The organism is Sphaerisporangium sp. NPDC049003 (assembly GCF_043197795.1).
In the GTDB taxonomy this organism is placed as follows: domain Bacteria; phylum Actinomycetota; class Actinomycetes; order Streptosporangiales; family Streptosporangiaceae; genus Sphaerisporangium.
Genome location: NZ_JBICTU010000036.1, coordinates 24,980 through 44,385 on the forward strand (window position 1 = coordinate 24,980; position 19,406 = coordinate 44,385).

General features: G+C 66.8%; 23 protein-coding genes. 9 read left to right on the forward strand and 14 right to left on the reverse strand.

Annotation, left to right across the window (positions count from 1 at the left end; genetic code table 11):
• The first annotated feature begins 16 nt into the window (after nucleotides 1-16).
• The 8 genes from ACGFIV_RS31195 to ACGFIV_RS31230 all read left to right on the forward strand — a co-directional run bounded on the left by ACGFIV_RS31195 (nucleotide 17) and on the right by ACGFIV_RS31230 (nucleotide 6,862).
• Complete coding sequence (locus tag ACGFIV_RS31195) at nucleotides 17-574, forward strand: hypothetical protein (RefSeq protein ID WP_392838429.1); 558 nt, start codon at nucleotides 17-19, stop codon at nucleotides 572-574.
• Complete coding sequence (locus tag ACGFIV_RS31200) at nucleotides 571-1,122, forward strand: hypothetical protein (protein WP_392838430.1); 552 nt, start codon at nucleotides 571-573, stop codon at nucleotides 1,120-1,122. The genes ACGFIV_RS31195 and ACGFIV_RS31200 overlap by 4 nt, the downstream gene beginning before the upstream one ends.
• Entirely contained in the window at nucleotides 1,119-1,658 is a 540-nt protein-coding gene (locus ACGFIV_RS31205) for a hypothetical protein (RefSeq protein ID WP_392838431.1), read from the forward strand. Before ACGFIV_RS31200 ends, ACGFIV_RS31205 begins: the two co-directional genes overlap by 4 nt.
• Entirely contained in the window at nucleotides 1,655-2,146 is a 492-nt protein-coding gene (locus ACGFIV_RS31210) for a hypothetical protein (protein WP_392838432.1), read from the forward strand. Before ACGFIV_RS31205 ends, ACGFIV_RS31210 begins: the two co-directional genes overlap by 4 nt.
• Before the next feature lie 10 nt (nucleotides 2,147-2,156).
• Nucleotides 2,157-3,053, forward strand: coding sequence for a class I SAM-dependent methyltransferase (locus tag ACGFIV_RS31215; protein ID WP_392838433.1), 897 nt, complete (start codon nucleotides 2,157-2,159; stop codon nucleotides 3,051-3,053).
• Between the two features lie 73 nt (nucleotides 3,054-3,126).
• Entirely contained in the window at nucleotides 3,127-4,191 is a 1,065-nt protein-coding gene (locus tag ACGFIV_RS31220) for an NAD-dependent epimerase/dehydratase family protein (protein WP_392838434.1), read from the forward strand.
• A 54-nt stretch (nucleotides 4,192-4,245) separates the two neighbouring features.
• Nucleotides 4,246-5,253: a Gfo/Idh/MocA family protein gene (locus ACGFIV_RS31225; RefSeq protein WP_392838435.1), complete on the forward strand. Its 1,008-nt coding sequence runs from the start codon at nucleotides 4,246-4,248 to the stop codon at nucleotides 5,251-5,253.
• 208 nt (nucleotides 5,254-5,461) lie between these two features.
• Complete coding sequence (locus ACGFIV_RS31230) at nucleotides 5,462-6,862, forward strand: glycosyltransferase family 4 protein (protein ID WP_392838436.1); 1,401 nt, start codon at nucleotides 5,462-5,464, stop codon at nucleotides 6,860-6,862.
• A gap of 20 nt (nucleotides 6,863-6,882) precedes the next feature.
• Here the strand turns inward: ACGFIV_RS31230 and ACGFIV_RS31235 are convergent, their stop codons facing one another.
• Nucleotides 6,883-7,536 carry a hypothetical protein gene (locus tag ACGFIV_RS31235; protein ID WP_392838437.1) on the reverse strand — a complete coding sequence of 218 codons (654 nt, stop codon included), beginning with the start codon at nucleotides 7,534-7,536 and terminating at the stop codon, nucleotides 6,883-6,885.
• Nucleotides 7,537-7,768: 232 nt separating this feature from the next.
• Between ACGFIV_RS31235 and ACGFIV_RS31240 the strand changes: the two genes are divergently transcribed.
• Nucleotides 7,769-8,581, forward strand: a complete 813-nt coding sequence (locus tag ACGFIV_RS31240) for a phosphotransferase family protein (protein WP_392838438.1) — start codon at nucleotides 7,769-7,771, stop codon at nucleotides 8,579-8,581.
• A 49-nt stretch (nucleotides 8,582-8,630) separates the two neighbouring features.
• Here the strand turns inward: ACGFIV_RS31240 and ACGFIV_RS31245 are convergent, their stop codons facing one another.
• The 13 genes from ACGFIV_RS31245 to ACGFIV_RS31305 form a co-directional block, all read right to left on the reverse strand.
• Nucleotides 8,631-11,204, reverse strand: a complete 2,574-nt coding sequence (locus tag ACGFIV_RS31245; RefSeq protein ID WP_392838439.1) for a BTAD domain-containing putative transcriptional regulator — start codon at nucleotides 11,202-11,204, stop codon at nucleotides 8,631-8,633.
• The gene (locus ACGFIV_RS31250; RefSeq protein WP_392838440.1) at nucleotides 11,201-11,590 is read right to left on the reverse strand and encodes a pilus assembly protein TadG-related protein; all 390 of its coding nucleotides are present in this window, start codon (nucleotides 11,588-11,590) and stop codon (nucleotides 11,201-11,203) included. Before ACGFIV_RS31250 ends, ACGFIV_RS31245 begins: the two co-directional genes overlap by 4 nt.
• On the reverse strand, nucleotides 11,587-12,000 hold the full coding sequence (locus tag ACGFIV_RS31255) for a TadE/TadG family type IV pilus assembly protein (protein ID WP_392838441.1): 414 nt from the start codon (nucleotides 11,998-12,000) through the stop codon (nucleotides 11,587-11,589). Before ACGFIV_RS31255 ends, ACGFIV_RS31250 begins: the two co-directional genes overlap by 4 nt.
• The gene (locus tag ACGFIV_RS31260) at nucleotides 11,997-12,359 is read right to left on the reverse strand and encodes a TadE/TadG family type IV pilus assembly protein (protein WP_392838442.1); all 363 of its coding nucleotides are present in this window, start codon (nucleotides 12,357-12,359) and stop codon (nucleotides 11,997-11,999) included. Before ACGFIV_RS31260 ends, ACGFIV_RS31255 begins: the two co-directional genes overlap by 4 nt.
• 11 nt (nucleotides 12,360-12,370) lie before the next feature.
• Nucleotides 12,371-12,574, reverse strand: coding sequence for a hypothetical protein (locus ACGFIV_RS31265; RefSeq protein ID WP_392838443.1), 204 nt, complete (start codon nucleotides 12,572-12,574; stop codon nucleotides 12,371-12,373).
• A gap of 16 nt (nucleotides 12,575-12,590) precedes the next feature.
• Entirely contained in the window at nucleotides 12,591-13,481 is an 891-nt protein-coding gene (locus tag ACGFIV_RS31270) for a type II secretion system F family protein (RefSeq protein WP_392838444.1), read from the reverse strand.
• The gene (locus tag ACGFIV_RS31275; RefSeq protein WP_392838445.1) at nucleotides 13,481-14,326 is read right to left on the reverse strand and encodes a type II secretion system F family protein; all 846 of its coding nucleotides are present in this window, start codon (nucleotides 14,324-14,326) and stop codon (nucleotides 13,481-13,483) included. Before ACGFIV_RS31275 ends, ACGFIV_RS31270 begins: the two co-directional genes overlap by 1 nt.
• Nucleotides 14,323-15,612, reverse strand: a complete 1,290-nt coding sequence (locus ACGFIV_RS31280; protein WP_392838446.1) for a CpaF family protein — start codon at nucleotides 15,610-15,612, stop codon at nucleotides 14,323-14,325. Before ACGFIV_RS31280 ends, ACGFIV_RS31275 begins: the two co-directional genes overlap by 4 nt.
• Nucleotides 15,609-16,301 carry a hypothetical protein gene (locus ACGFIV_RS31285; RefSeq protein WP_392838447.1) on the reverse strand — a complete coding sequence of 231 codons (693 nt, stop codon included), beginning with the start codon at nucleotides 16,299-16,301 and terminating at the stop codon, nucleotides 15,609-15,611. The genes ACGFIV_RS31280 and ACGFIV_RS31285 overlap by 4 nt, the downstream gene beginning before the upstream one ends.
• Nucleotides 16,298-16,774 (reverse strand): SAF domain-containing protein, encoded by a 477-nt coding sequence (locus tag ACGFIV_RS31290; protein ID WP_392838448.1) that lies wholly within the window; start codon nucleotides 16,772-16,774, stop codon nucleotides 16,298-16,300. Before ACGFIV_RS31290 ends, ACGFIV_RS31285 begins: the two co-directional genes overlap by 4 nt.
• A gap of 174 nt (nucleotides 16,775-16,948) precedes the next feature.
• Nucleotides 16,949-17,419 carry a hypothetical protein gene (locus ACGFIV_RS31295; protein ID WP_392838449.1) on the reverse strand — a complete coding sequence of 157 codons (471 nt, stop codon included), beginning with the start codon at nucleotides 17,417-17,419 and terminating at the stop codon, nucleotides 16,949-16,951.
• Nucleotides 17,420-17,821: 402 nt separating this feature from the next.
• Nucleotides 17,822-18,211, reverse strand: a complete 390-nt coding sequence (locus ACGFIV_RS31300) for a hypothetical protein (protein WP_392838450.1) — start codon at nucleotides 18,209-18,211, stop codon at nucleotides 17,822-17,824.
• Between the two features lie 482 nt (nucleotides 18,212-18,693).
• The gene (locus ACGFIV_RS31305; protein WP_392838451.1) at nucleotides 18,694-19,344 is read right to left on the reverse strand and encodes a hypothetical protein; all 651 of its coding nucleotides are present in this window, start codon (nucleotides 19,342-19,344) and stop codon (nucleotides 18,694-18,696) included.
• Nucleotides 19,345-19,406 lie beyond the last annotated feature (62 nt).

Genomic DNA, 19,406 nt, shown 5'->3' on the forward strand with positions numbered 1-19,406 from the left:
AGAGGAGGTCCGCATCATGATCAAAATCGCGCTGTACGGGCGACCGGGAGCCGGCAAATCCACGTTCAGCGAGCTGCTGTACCGGGAAATCGCGGCCACCGGCGTGCCTGTCGTCCCTATCAAGCTGGCCGCTCCGCTGTACGCACTACAGGGCCTCATCCACGTGCTCGCGGGATGTTCTCTCCCCGATCCCGGCGCACAGGACGGACTGCTGCTCAACGACCTGGGGCACCACATGCGCCGCATCAACCCGGGGGCGTTGACCGACCCGTTCGCCCGACGCGTCGCCCAGGTGGCCGAGCAACATCCCAACGGCATGGTGGTGTGCGACGACATGCGCGGTCCCGACGTCGACGCCCTGCTCGACATGGGTTTCACACTCGTCGAGGTGTGGGCACCGGAAGACGTCCGGCGTGCCCGCAAGCAGATCCGCGGAGATCTGTCGCCAGGCGCGGAGGACCACCCAACGGAGGTGGCGCCGACCTGCGATCCATCTCACCGGATCGTGAACGACGACAGCCTGGAGCACCTACGACTCCGCGCGGCCGAGTTCGCGCGGAAGGTCCTGGCATGATCCTGACAGGATCCGAGATCGTCCGGCAGCGCGAAGCGGGCCGCATCACCCTGGAGCCCTTCTCCGCCGAGCAGGTCAACCCCAACAGCTACAACTACCGTCTGGGGCCGACACTACGCACTCACCGCGGGCTGGTGATCGATGTACTTGGCGATCACTCGACGCGCGAGGTCGCGATTCCCGGCCACGGATTCGTTCTACGTCCAGGCCGTGTGTATCTGGGTACGACCGTCGAGCGCATCGGCAGTGAGCACTACGTACCGTCCCTCATAGGCCGGTCCTCTCTCGGACGGCTCGGCGTCTACTTGCAGGTCTCCGCCGACCTCGGCAACCTCGGCGCGATTCACCGGTGGACGCTGGAGCTCGTCGTCTGCCAGCCCATCCGTGTCTACGCCGGCATGGTGGTCGGCCAGGTGTCCTTCTGGGCGCCATCTGGCGAACGGCGCCCGTACGACGGCCACTTCGGGCGATTCTCCGAGGCCGTCACCCCTTACCCCGATCTGCTGACCATGGGCTCCCGGCCCTCTTTTCAAGGAGCTCGGCAATGATTCTGACCGGGCCGGAGATCGTCCGGCAGTGCGAGGCGGGCCGCATCACCCTGAAGCCGTTCTCCGCAGAGCAGGTCAACCCCAACAGCTACAACTTCCGGCTCGGCGCCACCCTGAAGGTCTACACCGAGTCGGTGCTCGATGTCCGCAGGCCCAACCCCGTTCGCGAGCTCACCATCCCCAGGAACGGGATGGTTCTGGAGCCTGGCCGCATCTACCTCGGGAACACGGCCGAGGTCATGGGCAGCGACCACTACGTCCCCATCATCAGGGCCCGCTCCGGTATCGCGCGTCTCGGCCTATTCGTGCACGTGACCGCCGACCTGATCGACATCGGCTCGGTCAACCAATGGACGCTCCAGCTCCACGCCGTCCAACCGGTCCGCATCTACCCGGGCCTGCTGATCGGCCAGGTCACCTTCTGGACACCCCAAGGTGACGTCGTCCTCTATTCCGGCAAGTATCAGGGGTCGCGAGGCCCGCAGGAGTCGCAGATCCACCGAGACTTTCTCGCTCCTGTGGACAGCCCGACGTGAACGCTGAGAAGCACTTCAACCCAAGCGCCCTGTGCCGGGACGAGAGCAGCCGCCGGCTGGTGGCCGCCGCCTACGAGATGATCGCCGAACGCTACGTCCTCGCCCGTCACCAGATCGGTGCCGCGCTCCTGGACGCGGACGGGGCCACCCATCTGGGCCTGCACCTGGACGCCATGGTCGGCCGGGCGGCCGTCTGCGCGGAGGCCGTCGCGCTGGGGGTCGCCCGCATGATCACCCGTGCTCCGCTGGTGGCGGTAGCCGCGGTGCGCTTCCCCAAGCCCACCGAGGACGAGCCGGCGCGCATCGTGCCTCCGTGCGGCCTATGCCGTGAGCTTCTGCTCGACCATGCACCGGACCTGGCAGCGGTCATCTCCATGGACGGCATCGCCCGACGCGTTCCTCTCTCCACGCTGCTGCCCCACAAGTACGTCGGCACCAAATGGTCGGCCGACGTCGCGCAATCTCCGCCCACGTCAGCCCCCTCTTGAAAGGAGAGTCATGGACTTCCGTACCCCCGAGGTGGACAGGCTTGCTGCCGAGGTCATTCCCGACGAGTTCTTCGAGCTGTCCGCGCAGGACGCCCGCGAGGTGTTCTTCGCCGACACGCGCATGCTCGACGGCAAGCAGCTCGCGCACAACCGCTTCCGTACGAACCCTCGCTCGCTGGTCGACCACCTCGCCGAGCAGTTGGAGTTGTCCGGCACGGAAGCGCTGCTCGACCTCGGCTGCGGCAACGGCTTCGTCCTCGAACACCTGCGGCCCCACCTCGCCGGGGGAAGCATCGTCGGCCTGGACATCGCGCCCGGCGTGCTGCGGGCCGCCGAAGCGCGTCTGAAGGGCGTTGCCACCCCCTGCCGGTGGGTCGAAGGCAGCGCCGACGACCTGTCCTGCTTCGCCGACGACTCCTTCGACCGAGTGATCGCGACGTACATGATGCACTACGTCCCGGACATCGATCGCTGCCTGGCGGAGGTGCGCCGTGTGCTGCGCCCGGACGGGAAGTTCGTGCTCACCACCGACCGCCCGGACTCGATGGTGGAGATGTACGACCTGCACTTCGCGATCCTGCGTGAGATGCGCGCGCCGGAGCGTCTGTTCAAGGCGACGCCGAAGGCGCGGATCTCGATCCTCAACGGCCACGAGTACGTGGACTCGCACTTCGCGGGCGTCGAACTGCGCACCTGGCAAGACCAACTGCGCTTCGCGGACGCGGACGCGTTCCTGGCCTTCTACTCCGCACACAACTACTGCTGCGCGGCCTCCCACCCGGGTGATCTCGGCGAGGACTTCTTCCGCGAGCTGCGCGAGCGGGCCCAAACCCGAGTGCAGGCCGTCATCGCACGCGAGGGCTACTTCGCGCTCACGAAGTTCACCGGGTCCTTCATCTGCTCCTGAGCTCGTCCTCGACGATCGGCGCGCGGCGTCCCTCGCGCGTCATGCCCTTCACTCACAACCAAGGAGGTCACCCATGGACGACCGGCTCTCCGCCCTTGCCGACCGGCATGTACTGATCACGGGCGGTGCCGGGCTGATCGGCACCGCGCTCCGGCGGACGCTCGACGCGGCCGGAGCGTACGTCACGGTCCTCGACGATCTCAGCGGCTACGACCGTGCCACGCGTGACGTGCTGGGGGTGGACGAGGCCGACCCATGTCTGCGCGTCGGCGACGTCTGCGACGAAGACCTCGTCCGCGATCTCGTGCGCGACAGCGACTACGTTATCCACGCCGCCGCGTACTCGACCGTGGCCGGATGCACGCGCGACCCGGGAACGGCCTTCCACTCCAACATCGCCGGTACCGAGACGGTCCTGCGGGCGGTGGCCGAGGGCGGTGACGCACGGCGTCTCGTGTTCATTTCCTCCGCTCAGGTCTATGGGCACGGGACGGCCGGGAGCGACGCGATCCAGACCTTCACCGAGGACCAGCCAATGAGCCCGCTCAATGTGTACGCGGCGGCGAAGGCCTGGGGCGAGTGGCAGACCCGCTTCCTGCTGGACGCGATCGGCGTCGATTTCACCGTGGTGCGGCCCTTCAGCGTCTACGGCGAACGTCAGATCCCCAAGCCGGGCGCCTACTCCTGGGTCATCGCCCAGTTCGCGATGTACGCCATGATCGGTGATCCGCTGCCCCTCAACAACGGCGGCCGCCAGGTGCGGGACTTCCTCCATGTGGACGACGCCGCAACCGGCATCTGCCTCGCACTGATCGCCAAGGCAGCGAGCAAGGCGGCGGTCAACCTCGGGACCGGCCGGACGACCTCCGTGCGCCGCGTCGCGGAGCTGGTCCGGACGCACTTCCCGGAGGTGAAACTGCTCGATGCCCCACGTCCCGCCCAGGATCCTCTCGGCGGGTGCGCGGACATCACCCGCATGTCCGAGTTGCTGGCGTGGAAGCCCGCGATCACGGCAGAGGGTGGAATCGCCCGCTACGTCGAGTGGCTGCGCGCCGATCCGGAGGTCATCCCCGGCTGGCTGCACGCCGAAGACGACCGGATCTCGAGCTGGAACGACGGCGCCGTCACGCGTCCCTGACGTGCCCCCCACCTCATCGGAAGTTTTTTCGTCACTCACACGGGCGGTGCAGCCATGTCAAAAGCTCTCAGGGCCGCGGTCATCGGTTTGGGCTGGGCCGGCGGCGTCCATGTCAAGGTCCTGAGTTCGCTCGACGGTGTGGACCTGGTCGCGGTCGCCGACACCGATCCGGAGCGCCGCGTCGCCTTCGACGGCCTCCGGACGGCCGCCGACGTCGGCGAACTGGTGCGGATCGGCGTCGACTACTGCGTTGTGGCGACGCCGACCACCGAGCACGAGCGCATTAGCCTGGAGCTCGCGGCGGCGGGCGTCCACGCCTTAATCGAGAAACCCCTTGCCTCGACCTCGGCCGAGGCGACACGACTCGCCGAAGCATTCGACCGCGCCGGCCTTGTCGCGGCGGTCGGCCACACAGAGCGGCGCAACGCGGCGGTACAAGAGCTCGGCGCACGCCTCCGCAACGGCGACTACGGGTCCGTCTACCAGGTGGCGACCCGGCGCAACAGCCCTTACCCGGCCCGCATCCGGGACGTCGGCGTGGTGACCGACGTGGCCATTCACGACGTCGACCTGGCGACCTGGCTCACCGGCCGCCACATCACCTCCGTCGCCGCCCAGGTCGTCCACGTCACGGGCGGCCCGCATGAGGACCTTGCCACAGCCGTCCTCCGTCTTGGCGACGACGTGATCGCCGACATCCAGGTCAGCCGCGTATCGCCGTCCAAAGAGCGGATCGTCATCGTCCACACGGCCATGGGCTGCGTAACGGCCGACGCACTGAGCCGCACGATCACTTACCACGCACACGGCGAAATCGACGGCGACGCGGCGGCAAGCGGCTCCCTTTCAGACGTCCCCGGCCGACGGACAACCTACGAAGTCCCGTATGCGGAGCCCTTTCGCGTCCAGCACGAAGCGTTCCGCGACGCGCTGCTCGGCCTGCCCAACGACATCGTCACCCTCCGCCAGGGCGTCGCCGCCGTGGAAGCCACAGAAGCGATCCTCACGGCAGCACGTACGGGCACCAGCGTGACCTTCGCACACGCCGTCACCAGTAGGTGACGGCCTACATACCTCAGGACACTTCATGCTCACTGTGGACACAGTCGTGCAGTTCTTCCCACGGGGCGGGTCGGCCCAGGTCATCCGCTACCTCAACCGAGAGCTCACTGATCGAGGACATACCACCCGCATCATGTGCGGGTCCCTCGGTGAGAGCGGGGGCTTCGGCCACGCCCCGACCTTCTACGCGGGCCTCGACGTCGCGGCCATGGACTACAACGCCGCAGCGGCCGCCTACGCGAGCGGCGCGAGCGGCATGGACGGGCAGGATTCGCCGTTCCACCCCTCGTACGAAGACCGTGGCCCCACAGCGCCGGATCGCATGTTCACCGCCGTGGCTCCCGAGACGATCCAGCACCTGATCCTTGCGTGGCACGAGCACCTGAGCCGGCACCGCAGCCCTCGGCCGGATGTGGTGCACGTTCACCACCTGAGTCACCTGCAATCCTCGGTCCGGCGCGCCTATCCAGGCCATCGTGTCATCACCACGCTCCATGGCACAGACCTCAAGCTGCTCGACCAAGCCCAGCACATCAGCCGCTTCGCGGCGCGCCTCGGCACACCGCTCACCACCCTCAGCGCGGCCTGCGCGGTCCCCGAGCACAAGCAGGCCATCCTCGACCGCTTCCTGCGCGACCTCGACGACCTCACCGATGAGGAGCGTGCACTCGCTCACGCGACCGACTGGCGGCTGTGGCCGTACGCCGACCTCTGGAGCGTTCAGATGAAGCGGTACGCCCGGCAGGCGGGCCACATCGTCGTGGTCTCGGAGAGCGACCGAACCGAGGTCGACCGTCTGCTGGGAATCGCGGGCGACGACGTAACCATGGTCCCCAACGGCGTCGACACCACCCGCTTCGTCCCCCTGAACCTCACCGACGAGCAGCGGATGGCTCACCTGCGCCGTTGGCTCGTCGAGAACCCTCGCGGGTGGGCTCCGGATCAGGATCCGGGCAGCATCAGCTACACCGAGGCCGACCTGGCGCGACTGACGGACGACAGCGGCCGACTCCGCCCCCTACTGCTCTGGGTCGGCCGCTTCCAGAAGGTGAAGCGTCTCGACATCTTGCTCCGGGCATTCGCCGCCGTCCTGAAGACGGCCAACCCCACGCCGGCCCTACTCCTCTGGGGCGGCTACCCGGGCGAGGCCGAAGGCGAGCACCCTCAGACCACCGCCCAACGCCTAGGCATCGACCGTCACGTCTACTTCATCGGCTGGCGCGGCCACGACGAACTACCTCAAGGCCTCAACTGCGCCGACATCATGGTGGCCCCAGCGGTCAACGAAAGCTTCGGCATGGTCTACATCGAGGCCCAAGCCTGCGGCACCCCGCCGATCGCCACCAACACCGGCGGCCCAGCTAGCATCATCACCAGCCAAGGCGAAAGCGCCAACGGATGGACGGTCAATCCCGACGACGAGCGAGACCTCGCAGCAACCCTTTCGACGATCCTGACCGATCCTGAAGAACAGGCACAACGAGCCGCCAATGCCGTCCGGCACGCTCATCGCTCGTACAGCTGGACTACCGCGGCGAACTGCTACCAAGAGCTATATGAGGAGCTGGCACAGGCAGAAGGCCCGACACCAAGGACTCAAGCCTGGTAACCAGGACGGGCGGCGCAAACCTACGCTGTTGCCACCTTTTCTCTTTCCATCCACACAGAGCGATGCAGCACGTATGTAGTGATGGAACAACTGAGGAGAGTCGTTCCGCAAGCGATGGGGAGGTTCGCTCCAAGAAATTCGGTGAGATTCGTCAGCAAAATGCCCAGCCCGAGAACAGGAAGGCCTCGCCCATCGATGCGCGCCGCATCTCTCTCATTGCGGGCTATGAGCTCGCGCAGATCACCTGCGGTCGCGGCAAGCGCCTCGTTCACCTTTCGGATGTCCTCGCGTCGCTTCGACTCTTCGTCCCGCAGCGCCTTCTTGAGATCACTATGGCCACGCTGAAGATCCGTAACGAACTCATGTAGCTTCTCGACCCGTTCGCTGACAGGTGCCGACGAGGACCAAGCGCTGCCTGCAGCAATGACCGATCCGCGTCCGCCCAGCATGAGGATGGCTGCGGCGCTGCTCTGACGGATAGTCGCGCTGGTCCCCTTGCGAGGAAATATCCACGCGGTAAGGCTTTTAATCTCACCAATGCGCTGCTTCGTCCATCGCTGTCCACGAATCCACATGACGATGGTCCCGGCTGGGGTAGCGATGAAGATGCCAGCGATCGAGACAAGAACACCGACGTACTTGATCAAGTTAGGTATAGACAGCAGATCAGCCATGGGATTTACGCTAATGCTATAGAGGGGTCCTTACAGGCATTTCTGCCTACTTGTATCCATCAGGTGCACGTACCACGAACCACAAGTGCTAGTACTGATCCGAGTCGGCAGTAGGCAGCTTGTTCGGACGCCAGGAGAGGCAAGAACGCCGATGCAGCTCTGCGCGACCCCTGACTGGGATAACGTCGGGCACCATCACAGGGCGCCGGGCAAGCGTCAGCAGGAGGTAAAGGTGGCCGGCCAGTCGAGCACTCATGGCATCGAGATGTACCCCGAGCGGGTCGTCAAGACCTACACATCGTGGAGCAGGGGGGAGCATCAGCGGGAGTGGCGCGCACTTACCCTGCTCGCGGAGTACGCGCCGGATCTGGCACCGTTGCCGCTCGAGGCCCATCTGGACGTGGAACCGCCCGTCGTGGTGATGTCGCGCCTGGATGGCGTTCCGCTTCGTGGGCACGCCATCACATCGGAACAGATAGCGGCGATGGCCGAGGCGATCACGACGCTGCACGAGGCGGTTCCATCGACGGTGCTGGCCGACGTGGCGCCTTCTCCGTGGAATCCGCGGGTGGCCGTCGCAAAGGCATTGCGGATGCGAGCTGAGCGGCCTGATCTCGGCTCCGATCCGGTAGTGGTCCAGGCCTACGCGGCGGGAGTGGAGTGGATTACGGCCTCTCGTTTGGAGGATCTGGCCGGAGCAACAGTGAGCCCCACCCTGGGGTTGTCCGACGGGAATTTGGCGAACTACCTGTGGGATGGAAAGCGTGTCCGGCTGGTCGACTGGGAGGACTCCGGGCGCAGCGACCGTGCCTTCGAGTTGGCGGAGGTCATTGAGCACCTCTCTCGGGTCGACGGGACATTCGACGGCCCGGCTTTGCTGTCCCATATCGATCTGACCACCGGCGAGGGCACCCGGGTGCTGGAATTCCGGCGACTGTTCGCCTTCTCATGGATGTGCATGCTCGGCCCTGACGGCCCCTTCTCCTCGCGTAACCCCCATGGCACATTGAAGCGCCAGGCAGAACGCCTGCTTGAGCTGCTCTGATCCAGCCGCATTGTCATCTTGAGGGGCGCGGGTTGGTGGATGCCGCGACTCAAAACTCGGACAGCAGCCTCTCCGTCTCACGGGTGGGGCTCACACCTATCTCCTGCAGGCGTTTCTGTAGCAACGCCGCCGTGTTACGGGCCTGGCCACGGCGGTCCAGGCGGAGCTGTAGACGGATGATGCGGCGCCACGTCTCCTCTGGATCCGGGTCGAGGATGAGAATGCGTTCGAGAATCTCTAGGGCCGCTTCAGGATCCTGTTCCTCGCGGAGCTCGGCGAGCCGGCTCAGTACGTCGACCTGGGTGCGGGTCTGGAAATTGCGCTTCTCGTCGATCCACTCGCAGGTGAGGCCTTCGGCCAGGACACCGTGGCAAAGGTTGGCGGCACGTGTGAGACCTGAGAGCCGAGAGGGAAGATCGCCGGCGGTGCGGGCTTCACTGACGGCGGCCTCGAAGTCCCATAGGTCGACGCTCACCATAGCGGGGTCGATGCGGTAGGTCCGTCCGTGTGCGCTGACGAACGGCGCGTCGCGGCGTCCCTTGTCCACGTATCCACTGGCCGATCTGAGAGTGTCGCGCAGGTGGCGGAGCGGGTTGTGGACGCCTACGTCCACGGCCTTGTCTGGCCATAGGGCCGCACAGATCTCGTCGCGGGTCGCACCCTCGGGGTGCAGGGTGAGAAAGACCAGTAGCTGGAGTTGTAGCCCGCTCATTGGCACCGTCCCTCGACGGCCCTTCGCTTGGATTAAAGGTCGCCCCAGGACCGATACCCGGATCAGCGTAGGTCCGTCCCAGGTGATCGGCCCGCGGTCGCTCGGTGAGTCATCAGTGGTCGGCTGACTGTCGGCACTGTCTTCCACGCCCGCGTCGGCGAGTTGGCGAAGGCAGTCGACTCCGTCCGCCAGGGGAAGGTGGAAGAAGCGTGCGCCGATGAGGTCGGACGCCATCGGACCTTCGGCCCTGAGAACGGTGCCGTCCTCGTCCACCTCGCAGGTGGTTCCCGAAGGCCAGTCGCCGAGGAGGAGAGCTCCGATGCCGCTACGGTCGGCGGACATCAGGATGGCGCCTACGCCGCGGTCGAAAAGCTCATCGGTCATCTCGGCGACGAGCAGGACGGCGGGGAGGACCTCGCCGGGATCGTTCTGGCGAGCGGTCTCGATGTCGTCCGCACCGCGCTCGATCAGCATGCGGCTCCGGGTGAAGTGGGTTTCGGTGAAGCGGTCGATGGCCATACCGACCGTTTCGATGATCGTCAGCCCTGGTACCGCCTTCGCTGCGGCCTCCAGTTCTGCTGCGGAGGCTGCGAAGAGTTCCTGGGCGTCATGGGCGCTAACGATGACCTCGCATCGGAATCGGTCAGCCTGGCGCAGCACGTCCAGGATGATCACGCGAGCTGCGTCCCTGGCCCCTGCGCCTGTGAGCCCCATGCTCAGGCCGGCCGGACGGATTTCGACGCCGGTCCGGTCCTCACGATGTCCGATGACCAACTTGTCCGGGACGTCGATGGAGAAAGCGGCTCGCATGAGGTCGGTGTCGGTCGGCGGTTCCTGGTCTTTGTCTGCGTACGTGCACAGGTGGGCACGGCGTAGAGCTTTGACTGTCGGGGCGGGTTCGAGACCTGCTTCTGGCTCGACGGGCGTCTCGGCCGATGCGGGAGGTGAAATCCTTCGACGGCGACGATGGAAGCGCGAGGCCGCGTAGGCGGTGCTGATTCCCGCAGCGAACGCCATGGACACCAGTCCTCCGGAGGGGAGTTCCACGGTGACCACCACCTGCGAGGCCGCCTCTGGCGCGGAGGTCTGTGCGTTCGATGAGGTGTCGGACGTCGGCGCGCTAACAGTGGCAGGAGTGGCAGGCGTCGACGGTGGGCCAGGCGATGGCCGTTCCTGTGGGGGCGGCGTGTCGCCGGGTGACCGTTTGCTAGTCGTCGGCTCGTCACTACGGGGCGAGGTAGTCGGCAGGCGGAGGCGCCAGCCGGGGATGATGCGGTTGGGATCGGTGAAGACCTGCCCATCGGACTGCACCTTGTGAGCGTTGAGCCTCCAGATCCGGCCCCATCTGCGCGAGCTTCCAAGCTTGTGCGCTGCGATCTTCGACAGGGTGTCACCCCGCTGGACGATGTGAACAAGCTCTGTGGTCGCGGACTGACGCGACGCCTCCGGCAACGCCTCCCTGAGCGGAAATACCTGCGCCATCTCCTCGACGGCGAGGGCTACCGGAGCCGTAGAGGGCCGTGTCTGGCTGGACAGAACTCCTCCCCCGATCGGCAGGACCGCGATAGCAAGCGAGCCAATCAGCCCTGCCGCCATGGCCTGCATCGGACCGAGCATCGGAACGTGGATTTCCACGCCTCGAACGGCGGCCACGATCTCGACCAGCAATGCGACCGTGAACGCCGCCCAGAGCAGCCACAGCGGGCAGGCGAGGATCTTGAGCAGCGCACCGTCCGGTATCGGATTCACCAGCATGTGCTCGATGCCGTCCCACGAGGGAACATGCTCCGGAAGCGGCCAGCCAGCGAACCGCACCAGCATCGCGGGGAGGCCGAACTCGGTCAGCACGAGCACGGCCACCACGGCAAGCATTCTGATCGCTCGGCCGAAGGCATCCAGCACGTTCTTCATCTCAACACCCCCGTCACACCACGCTGCGCCGCCGCGGTGGCTCGCCCGGACACCCGAAAGGCGCCCACTCCGGCAAGGCGGAGAATCTGAGCAGGCTGGACAGCGTGGACAACGACCGTCACCGTGTCGCCAGAGACCTCCACTGTGGCGGTGTCAGAGGTCGCGGCGATGTATCGAAGCGCCGCGGTACGGGCGCGTCCCCGGTCCAACCGCACCGTGCCGTTGCGCCGGTACGCCGCGAGGTCGAGTTGCTGCGCTCCCGACCGCGCCGCCTCCTGCGCTTCATTGAGAGCACGTACCCGCGCTCCGAGCGCCAGGCCGCCATCCACGACGATGCCGGCGAGCAAGAGGAGCGCGCCGACGATGCCAGCCACGAATCCGCTCACCGAGACCTCCAGTAGTCGATCGGCACGACGAACCTCGATGTGAGAGCAGTGCCGCCGGGGACACAGACCATCGCCACGTCGGCCAGCCGTACCCGGCACGTGACGGCCACCGTGACCTTGCCGCCCGGGCGGAAGGAGCCGAGTTCCACGTTCACGCTGCGTCCGACGCATGTGACCCGCCTGCCTTTGAGTGCCGCCTCGGCCGCCGAGCGAGCGGCCGCCGCAGCCGAGGCCGGAGTGCGCGCGATCGAGGCTGCGCGCGCGGCCTGGTGGGCGGCGTTGTTCACCTCCAGCCGCGCCGCGACCAGACGCCCGGTGGCGACGGTCAGGAGAGCCAGCAGGATCAACAGCGGCGTGAGAAGCACCAGCTCGACGGCTGACGCTCCTCGGTCTTCTCGCGCAGAGCTCATCGGCCCTCTCCAGCGCCTCTGAATTTCTCCACCGGGCCGTAGGCCACCGAGCTCACCGGAAGGCGCAGGAACGGTACGACGGTTTCGGCGACTCCGCGGACTTCGACGCGGGCGGCGTCAGTGGTGCGAGACACCGAGACGTGGGCATCATGCAGTACCGAACGTCCGAGCCGGCCAAGCATCATCGTCGCTTTCGCCTGGCCGTCACCGGTGCCGGCTCCGTACACACGGGTGGACGCCAGGGCCTCCATGGCCGTCACCTGGGCCACGTGCGTGGCATGCTGCCAGATGCCGAACTGGGCGACGAGCAAGATGAGCAGCAGGACGAACGGGAACGCCAGGGTCGTCTCGGTGGTCACGGCCCCGCGGTCTATCCAAGGTTGATGGACTTCGCCTTCGCCAGGACCTTGGCCAGCAGGACGGCGCCGACCGCGATCGCGATGCCTACGAGGATCGCGGTGACGATCACGCTCTCGGTGGTGAAACTGCCCCGATCCGGCTTTTGCTGGGCGATGTGTCGGCACTGCTGCAGCCACTCCTTCATCGCGTTGGAGAGGATGATGAGTCGGATCACCGTTACCTCCTTTGGTTCAGAATCCGGCGAGCACGGATGCGACGGCCGGATAGCCGATGAAGAGCAGGAAGCCGAAGAAGAGGCCGACCACGGGCAGGCTCATTCGTTCCGTGGCCCTCTGGGCGACGGTCTCGATCTCCGTCAGCTGGTGGGCCCGGATGGACGCCGCCTTGGCCGCGAGTGACTCGCGCACCCGGGCGCCTTCGGTCCCCGCAAGGCCGACTGCGGCGGCCAGTTCGGACAGCTCCCGTATGCCGTACTCCTCGCCCATCCGTCCGAGCGCCGCCCACGGCGTACGGCGCGCGGCGTGCGCGGCTTGCAGAGCGCCGCGGAGACGGACGAACGCCCATCCGTCGCCGCCTTGGGAAGCGTCGGCCAGCGCGCCATCGACTCCGCGGCCACCTGCGAGTGAGATGACGACCAGGTCTAGGAAGGCGGACAGCGCGTGACGGAACTCGGCTCGCCGCTCGTCGGCCTGGGACTTCACCGCCAGATCGGGCACGAAGAAGCCGAGTATCCCTAGCAGGGCGACGGACCAGACGGGGATCTGCCACGGCACGGGGATACCGCTCAAGAGGACTACGGCGCACGCCGAGGGACCGAGCAAGGCGAAGATCAGCGCGGAAGTGGCCTTCTCACCGAGGTAGCGCTCCACGGACTTACCGCAGATGGCAAGATCGCGACGAGTGCGGGCACCGGGCAGGCCACGCGCTGCCAACGGCTTGATGAACGGGCCGCCCAGACGCCCGCTCCAGCCCGCGTCCGGATCGGCGGTAGGCCTGGGCGGAGTGCCGTGCCGCAGTCGCTGGAGCTCCTGAGCGAGGGTGAGACGACCAGGCCGGAGACCGAAAGCGATGGAGAGCAGGCCCAGGCCGATGCCCGCTCCGAGCAGCAATGCGAGCGCCATCAATCATCGCCCCCGTGCAGGGTCGTCAGAATTCGTGCCGGTTCACCCACCTGGCTGAGCCTGTGGAGCATGAAGAACGACCCCGCGAAGATGAGTCCCGCGGCGAGCAGAACGACCTGTCCAAGAGCGGTGTCGTAGGGAACGAGGAAGTGGCGGTTGAACAGCATCAATCCGCCGACCATGGCGACGGTGGCGGCGACGATCGTCCTCACCGACGACCTGGTCTGGGCGCGCGCGGCGGCCACGCGTAGTCGCATCACGGCCTGGGCCCGAGCGGCGGACGCGAGGGTGCCGAGTAGCTCGCCGAGTTGGCCGGCCTGGCGTTTGGCGGCCAGGATCAGCGCGGCGCACACCAGGTCACCGGTCGGATCGGCGAGCTCGTCGGAAAGCTGCTTCAACGCCGACGATAGCCGCTCGCCCTGGTCCACTCGCGCGGCGAGCTCGGCGACCTGGGGCCGGATGGCCTCGGGGGCGATCGGTGCGGTGGCGCTGATCGCCTGGTGGAGTCCTGCCGAGGCGGCGAGGATGTCGCGGAGCATCTCGGTCCAGGCGGCGATGGCCTCGATGCGCGCCACGGTGCGTGTGTGCTCTCGGTCGGGGCCCAGCAGTTTCGGCAGGAACCAGGTGGCGAGGCCGGACAGGGCCGCGCCGACGGGCCATCGCGTGATCGCGCCTGCCAGGATCGCGACGCCGACACATGCGGCAAGCCGTACGAGCGTCTGGGGACTGGCACGGAAGCGGCGCTTCGCTTCGACCTCACGCCGCTTGAGGCCCGAGGCGACGACGAGGATGCCAATGCCGGCTACGACTCCGATCAGTGCCGTGAGGAGCGCCTTCTCTGTCATGACGCGAACCACTCCTCGACGTTGAGACCCGCGGCTTCGAGCTCGTCGACCGTCTCCGTCCGTAGCGGGTGGGCTCGCATCGCGCGACGCTCGGGCCCCGGCCGGCAGATCTCGTTGGACGTCACGGAGATGCCCTCGCAGCCGACGACTTCCCGGATGCTTGAGAGCACGCGCGTGCCATCGGGAGCGAAGGCCATGTGGACCACGAAGTGCACGGCCTCGGAGACGAGTACGGCGCTGGCTTCCATCGGCAGTCGCTCGGGGGACTGGGCGGCGTAGGAGGCGAGTTTTGAGAACGCGCCTTTGCTGGAGCTGGCGTGCAGGGTGCACATGGAGCCGTCGTTGCCCTGGCTCATCGCGTTGAGCATCGGGATGACCTCATCGCCACGAACCTCGCCGACGATCACTCGCCCGGGGGACATACCGAGGGCCGTCCGTACCAGGGCTGCGAGGGTGACCTGGCCTTGGCCCTCGACGTTTGCATGCCTGGCCTGCAGGGCGAGGACGTTGCCATGCGCGTCCTTGTCACGGTCGAGGCCGAGTTCGAAGTGCTCCTCGATGGTGACCAGCCGCTCGGCTCGCGGGATCTCCGAGGCCAGGCCGCGCAGCAGCGTGGTCTTCCCGCTGCCGGTGGCTCCCACGATGACGATGTTCTTGCGGGCACGCACGATGGCACGAAGAAGGTCTTCGATGCGCTCGTCGAAGCTGCCGTTCTTGCGCAACTCTGGCAGCGTCGCGCGAGGGTGCCTGTGGCGGCGGATCGACACCGCCGGCTGTCGAGAGACCGACATCACGGCGAACAGGCGCGAGCCGTCGGGCAACTCCATGGAAAGGATGGGAGAGCCGGGGTCGAACCGCCTCTCCCCCACCCCGAGTAGAGCAGCGGCCGTACGGATGAGTTCGGCCAGATCCTCGTCCGAGTCGGCGACAGGGTGGACCTGTTCCTCTCTGCCGTCGGAGTAGGTGACGTGCACGTCGTTAAACGCGTTGGCGTTGATGTTCTCGATCTCAGGGTCATCGAGCAACGGCTGGAATCCGCCCAAGCCGAACAGCGCGTTCTCCACAGCTCGTGCGACAAGCGCCTCGGTGCCGGGGTCCAGCGGTGGACGGCCTGTTTCGATGGCCTGGCGGGTGTAGGCGTCCAGAGCGTCAGTGAGCAGCTCTCTGCCGTACTCCTTACGGTCCTGGGGGGTCATCGGCGGGCGGCCGCTCTCCTCGTCCGCCTGGCTGCGCGCGGCGAGCTGGTCGGCGACCTCGGCACGTAGTTGCCTGATGATCTCGTTCATAGGGACGCCTCCAGCGGAGCGACCTCCGACAGGGCCAGGCCGATCCGGCGGGCGGCCCTGACCACGCGGGTCCGTTGCCGCCGTCCTTCGAGGAACGCGTGGGCCGCCGGGTCATGGGCGATGTGAGCCCGGATACCGAGCCCGATGGCCTGGGTGACCTCCCGAGGGGGATAGGTGCCGCGGCCGACCAGGACGACCTCAGCGTGCGGGACGGCGTCCCCCAGGTCCTGGAGGTGCGCGAGCTCGGTCAGCCTGGGACGCGCCAGGACGAGGACTCGGTCCGCGCTCGCGGCGAGCTGCTTCGAAGTACCCGTGAGCCGGCCCAGGTCGGCGATGATGGTGATGTCGGGAGACAGCTTCTTGAGGACATCCGGAAGCGTGACCGTCAATGCCGACAGAGCCGCGTGCGCCTGGTCCTGCCTGACCGGAGCGGTGATGACGCGAAGGCCCCTGGGCAGAGCCTGTGTGTGTTTGAACAGCACGTCCGGCTCCTGGTTGCGGCGGAGCTCGGTGGCCAGTGACGCGATGCCGGGGTCGGGTTGGAGCCGGAAGTGCCCTGCCAGGTCGCCGCCAGAGGCGTCCAGTTCCGCAAGGACCACCTCGCCGGCCGGCCAGGTGGCGGCAAGCGCGAGCGCGAACGTGGTCACGCCCGGCGAGTTCTTCATCGAGGCCACGCCGATCACGGTCATGGCTCCTCCGGGGAGATCTGCATCACGCTGACGAGGCCCTGCGCGGCTGGCCCAGTGATCTTCTCGGCGTCGCTCTTGGCGAGCAGGAGCGTCACGACGGCCGGATTCTGCGGCTGCTCCGAATGGCGGACCCGGGTCACCACCGCGACCACGATCACCGTGTTGACCTTGACGTCCGCGACCGGTTCACCCGGGACGACGGCTACAGCGACGCGATCGCCAGAGGCGAGGTCGGGTGGGTACTGGCCCGGCTTGACCGCGACTCCGATCACAGCCTGGCCCGGCTGAGGGTAGGCCGGATCGCCGACGTTCCCCTCCGTAAGCAATGTGCCCGCGACCACCGGAACCCTGAGCGTCCTGCCGATCACGGTCTTGGCGCGACCGGGTGGAATGACCTTCGCATCCACGGATCCCTTGACGGGACGCAGGTCCGCAGCCGTGAGTGTATGGCCGACAGGCAGATCCGTCTGCACGGCTAACGCCCCTTCGGGACTCTCGGTCCGTAAGGTGATCGCCGCGGAGCCGAACGCGCACGCCATTACCAGGAGGCCGCCGAAAAGCACTCGTCCCGTACTACGCCGCCTCTTTGGTGTTCCGGTTGCCGGACGCACCGGCTTGACCGTTGTCGTGGCCACTGGTTCCCCTGTTCAAGACGTGACGATCGCTTGCGACTCGGCAACGCGGAAGCTCGCGGCCGCGGAGGTGGTCAGGGACGGAAGGGCGCCGCTCTGCCCCAGAGCGGTCCAGGTGATGCTCCACGTGATCGTCGCCGTCACCCGGTATCTGGCGTTGGGCGCCTGCGCGCTCGATTCCATATAGGTGTGGCCGCATGTGGGAGACGGTCGCCGTGGATCATTCTTGCCGTCCCGGTAGGTCGTACCGGGTCCCCTGCAGGTAACCGTCGTCCCGTCCCCCATGATCCAGGTGACGCGCAGCGGCGTCGCGGTGGCGGTCGCGGTGATCCCACCGGCCGAGGCGGTGGACGTGTAGGCGTGCCAGGTAGCGGGCGAGATCGCCAACCAGATGGGCAGCCGGACCAGTTGTGGGTCTACCGGCCGGGGCGATGAGTTGATCTTAAGGGCCGGAAGGACGAAGCGACTTCTCGCCATCAAGGCCACCGCCAGAGGAGTGATGAACGGCTCGTCGGCGCCTTCCCTGTCCGGGGGTGTCCGCCGGACCGGCGTCGTGAACCACCATTCCGGGCTGGCCAGGGCACGTGATCATCATCCAACGTCCGCTGTCCATCGCTCCTGCAGGGGGATTCGCAGGTGCCGACGTGCAGTGCGGCGCTGATCCGGCCCGTAAACCGCCGCCACCACCCCGGCCGCCGCCGCGGGGTCCTCCGAGCGTGGGAGGTGCCTTCCACCAGCGTCGAGCCTCGGTCGCGCAGCCTGGTCCGCCTTTGGAACCGCAGGTGATGAACGCGCTGGTACCCCCGTCATCACCATCCGCTAATGCGGCGCTATCTGGAAAGGTCGCTAGAGCGGCACAGGCTGCCGCGACAAGGACAAAGTTGCGCGTCAGCATGTCCCCGCCTCCCTCAGCACGAAGCCGGTGACGTACCAGACGTCCTTACGCAGGGTGAGTTCCGCAGTGGTCTTGTGCCGACCGGCAGGCGCTGCCCCCCTCGCGGGTTCCCCTGATCTCGTGTGCACCACGAACCTGGTGTCATCCACGCAATCGGTGATCTTGGCCTTGGTCGGTTTCGACTCGGGTACAAGAGAGGTGATCTGGGGATCGAGAATGGGTTCACCTTTGATCACCTGCCTTTTCTGGTCGGCAAGCCACAGGCCGTGCCGCAGAATGATCAGGGCGTCCCCGGTCGCGTGCTCCTCGAGCTGAGCAGCATCCCAGTCCGCGGCCTGCGCTGCCGAGACGAAGTCTCGCCACATGCCCCGATAGGCAGTCATAACGGCTTCCTTCACCGACTCCCGAGGGTCACCCGACGGGGCCTCGGAATTGGGCGAAGGCGCCGGACTAGATGGCGGATCGGCATTCTCTGAGCCGGACTGGCATGCGGCGATCGTAACGAGCAGCACAGCTGCAACTGTCCGGGAGCCACAGGACGCATACCGTCGCCACATGAGATTCCTCGCAGGTCGAGAGGAAATAACTGCGTGGAGTAGTCAGATTAATACGGAGCGTCGCGGAGGTCTAGTAGCAGATTCCGACTCTTGCGAGCCAGCTCCGGAGACTGATTACATGTACCCTCTTTACCTCAAATGGGCCACAATGAGGCGCAGGCCCCGGCCATTAAGACACAAGCAATTTATCTCGCCCTAGCGTAATTATTCGGGCATATCGTCCCATGCTTGCAAATGCGCTTGTGGCGAGCCGGCCCAGGCGCCGACGACGGGAAGCGGGCGGCGATGGCCCCTGATGGGCGCCGGGTTCAGCGCGCCGCAGGGAGTTCCGCCAGGACGATCTCGCCGACGGAGGCGTAGGCGGCGACGGCCGGGGAGACGGTGCTGTCCACGATCACCGTGACCATGCCGGACGGCCCGCCTGCGGTCGGGGCTTCGACGCTGTCGATCCGTGCACTGGGTGCCAGTACCCGGTATCGCCCTTCGGAGGAGCCCTGAACCGGTGCGTGGATGACCTGCACCCGGTAGCCAGCCTTCAAGTCGCTGGGGAACTGGCCGGGCTTGAGCGCCAAGCCGACACGGGCCGTGCCCGCCCCGAGCTCCGGGCTGGACGCGATGGCCATCGACTCGGTCAGCACCGTTCCTGGCAGGAGGCTGACCGGGGCGAAGTACTGGGCATAGTGCTCCCGCTGCGACCAAGGCAGGTAATCGATCCCGGTATCGGCGAGCTGCACTTCCTCCATCGCGGCCAGACTGAGCGGCTGCCCCGCACCGATCTGCTGGCTCAGCCGGATTGCGGCGACCCGGTTGCCGCTACGTACGACGAGCAAGGTAGTGGCCAGCGCGCCACCCAATATGAGCAAAACAGCGAGCCCGGCGAGGGCCGGCCGGCGCTGGCGAACCGGCATGGGCAGCCTGCGCGCAGCCGGCTCGGACAGAAAGCCGGCCCCGTCCTCCACGGCACCCGCGGGGCTTGGGCGTTGAGGAGCAGGGGTTGGGCGGATCCTCATGGAATGCTCCC

Coding starts and splice junctions, on each gene's coding strand:
- ACGFIV_RS31195 (WP_392838429.1), top strand. CDS start 17: ATGATCAAAATCGCGCTGTACGGGCGACCGGGAGCCGGCAAATCCACG.
- ACGFIV_RS31200 (WP_392838430.1), top strand. CDS start 571: ATGATCCTGACAGGATCCGAGATCGTCCGGCAGCGCGAAGCGGGCCGC.
- ACGFIV_RS31205 (WP_392838431.1), top strand. CDS start 1,119: ATGATTCTGACCGGGCCGGAGATCGTCCGGCAGTGCGAGGCGGGCCGC.
- ACGFIV_RS31215 (WP_392838433.1), top strand. CDS start 2,157: ATGGACTTCCGTACCCCCGAGGTGGACAGGCTTGCTGCCGAGGTCATT.
- ACGFIV_RS31220 (WP_392838434.1), top strand. CDS start 3,127: ATGGACGACCGGCTCTCCGCCCTTGCCGACCGGCATGTACTGATCACG.
- ACGFIV_RS31225 (WP_392838435.1), top strand. CDS start 4,246: ATGTCAAAAGCTCTCAGGGCCGCGGTCATCGGTTTGGGCTGGGCCGGC.
- ACGFIV_RS31230 (WP_392838436.1), top strand. CDS start 5,462: ATGGACTACAACGCCGCAGCGGCCGCCTACGCGAGCGGCGCGAGCGGC.
- ACGFIV_RS31235 (WP_392838437.1), bottom strand. CDS start 7,536: ATGGCTGATCTGCTGTCTATACCTAACTTGATCAAGTACGTCGGTGTT.
- ACGFIV_RS31245 (WP_392838439.1), bottom strand. CDS start 11,204: ATGAAGAACGTGCTGGATGCCTTCGGCCGAGCGATCAGAATGCTTGCC.
- ACGFIV_RS31255 (WP_392838441.1), bottom strand. CDS start 12,000: ATGAGCTCTGCGCGAGAAGACCGAGGAGCGTCAGCCGTCGAGCTGGTG.
- ACGFIV_RS31270 (WP_392838444.1), bottom strand. CDS start 13,481: ATGGCGCTCGCATTGCTGCTCGGAGCGGGCATCGGCCTGGGCCTGCTC.
- ACGFIV_RS31275 (WP_392838445.1), bottom strand. CDS start 14,326: ATGACAGAGAAGGCGCTCCTCACGGCACTGATCGGAGTCGTAGCCGGC.
- ACGFIV_RS31280 (WP_392838446.1), bottom strand. CDS start 15,612: ATGAACGAGATCATCAGGCAACTACGTGCCGAGGTCGCCGACCAGCTC.
- ACGFIV_RS31285 (WP_392838447.1), bottom strand. CDS start 16,301: ATGACCGTGATCGGCGTGGCCTCGATGAAGAACTCGCCGGGCGTGACC.
- ACGFIV_RS31300 (WP_392838450.1), bottom strand. CDS start 18,211: ATGACTGCCTATCGGGGCATGTGGCGAGACTTCGTCTCGGCAGCGCAG.